This window comes from Streptomyces sp. MnatMP-M17 (assembly GCF_900091995.1).
Lineage (GTDB): Bacteria > Actinomycetota > Actinomycetes > Streptomycetales > Streptomycetaceae > Streptomyces.
The window spans coordinates 1-1912 of record NZ_FMDK01000653.1; the positions used below are offsets into that span (position 1 = coordinate 1).

Consider the following 1912-nt stretch of genomic DNA (forward strand, 5'->3'; position numbering starts at 1 on the left):
GGCGGCTGCGGTGGCGCTCGCGCTCGCTGTCGCGCTGGCGGCCGTGTGCGTCGCGTATCTGAGCGTCGGCGAGAGCTTCGTACCGCCCTCCGAGGTGGTGAAGGTGCTCGGCGGGCAGCCGTCGGCGGCCGAACTCGTCGTCGGCACACTGCGGTTGCCGCGCATGGTGACCGGGCTGTTCGTCGGGCTCGCGTTCGGTGTCGCGGGCGCGCTGATCCAGACCGTCGCGCGCAATCCGCTGGCGAGCCCCGACATCATCGGCATCAGCCAGGGCGCGAGCGCGCTCACGGTCGGTGCGATGACCTTCGGTGTCACCTCGTTCGCCGTGCTGCCGTATCTCTCCGTCGCGGGCGGGATCCTGGCGGCGGCGCTGGTGTACGTGTTCGCCTGGCGCGGCGGGCTGCACGCGACGCGGTTCGTGCTCATCGGGATCGGTTTCGCGATCGCGCTGCGCTCCGTCACCACGCTCTTCCTGACCAAGGGCGACTATCTGGTCGCCCAGCAGGCGCAGGTCTGGATGACCGGTTCGCTCAACGGGCGCGGCTGGGACGAGGCCGCGCCGCTCGGCTGGCTGCTGCTGGCGCTGCTGCCCGCAATGCTGTGGGCGGCGTACGCGCAGCGCACGGTGTCGCTGGACGACGACACGGCGACCGCGCTGGGTGTACGGCTCGGCCGCGTCCGGCTGGGTCTCGTACTGCTCGGTGTGGTGCTGGCGTCGGTCGCGACGGGCGCGGCGGGCCCGGTGGACTTCGTGGCGCTGCTGGCGCCGCAGATCGCCCGGCGGATGACCCGTACCGCGCAGATCCCGCTGCTGTGTTCGGCGTTGCTGGGCGCGGTGATCGTCGTACTGGCCGATCTGCTGGCCCGGAAGCTGCTGTCGCCGACGGAGCTGCCGGTGGGCGTGCTGACGGCGGCGGTGGGCGCGCCGTATCTGATCTGGCTGATCGTCCGGAGCCGTGCGGTGGGCGCGGGCGCGGGCGCGGGTGCGACAGCCGTACGAAAGGGAAGGACCGCATGAGCAGGCTCATGGCCCGCGAGCTGACGCTCGCGTACGAGGACCGCACGGTCGTGCACGAGCTCGAACTGGCCGTCCCGGACGGGCAGGTGACCGTGATCGTCGGCCCGAACGCCTGTGGCAAGTCGACGACGCTGCGCGCGCTGGGCCGGCTGCTGAAGCCGCGCGGCGGCTCGGTGCTGCTGGACGGCGAGGAGCTGGCGAAGATCCCGACGAAGAGCGTCGCCCGGTCGATCGGACTGCTGCCGCAGTCACCGGTCGCGCCGGAGGCGATCACGGTCGCGGACCTGGTCTCGCGCGGACGCCAGCCGCACCAGCACTGGTGGCAGCAGTGGTCGGACGAGGACGAGCGCGCGGTTACCGAGGCGATGGCCCGTACGGCGGTGACGGAGCTCGCCGACCGTCCGGTGGACGAACTCTCGGGCGGCCAGCGCCAGCGCGTCTGGATCGCGATGGCCCTGGCCCAGGAGACGGATCTGCTGCTCCTGGACGAACCGACGACCTTCCTGGACATCGCGCACCAGGTGGAGGTCCTCGACCTGGTGCGCCGGCTCAACCACGAGCAGGGCCGTACGGTCGTGATCGTCCTCCACGACCTCAACCAGGCGGCCCGCTACGCCGACCACCTGGTCGCGATGAAGTCGGGCCGCATAGTCGCCGAGGGCGCGCCGGACGAGGTGGTCACGGCGGAGCTGGTACGCGAGGTCTTCGGCCTCGAAGCGGTGGTGATCCCGGACCCGGTGACGGGCTCACCCCTGGTGGTGCCGGGGGCGCCGTTCGCGCCGGGGACGTAGGGCGGGGTTGTCGGGTGCCGTGTCCTTGTCCTTACTCAGCCTGCGGGTTCCTGTTTCTTTCCGGCCTGCGGGTTGGTGGGTGGTGTGCGGGTTGGTGGGTGGT

At 71.7% G+C, this 1912-nt stretch carries 2 protein-coding genes; both read left to right on the plus strand.

What is annotated here, in order from left to right:
* Positions 1-1018, plus strand: a 1018-nt coding sequence (locus GA0115259_RS27365; RefSeq protein WP_107469273.1) for a FecCD family ABC transporter permease, incomplete at its 5' end; no start/stop codon positions are given.
* Complete coding sequence (locus GA0115259_RS27370) at positions 1015-1809, plus strand: ABC transporter ATP-binding protein (RefSeq protein ID WP_093601994.1); 795 nt, start codon at positions 1015-1017, stop codon at positions 1807-1809. The genes GA0115259_RS27365 and GA0115259_RS27370, both read left to right, overlap by 4 nt.
* The last annotated feature ends 103 nt before the right edge of the window (positions 1810-1912 follow it).

Excerpts from the sequence above, each read along its gene's own strand:
- GA0115259_RS27370 (WP_093601994.1), top strand. The coding sequence starts at position 1,015 with ATGAGCAGGCTCATGGCCCGCGAGCTGACGCTCGCGTACGAGGACCGC.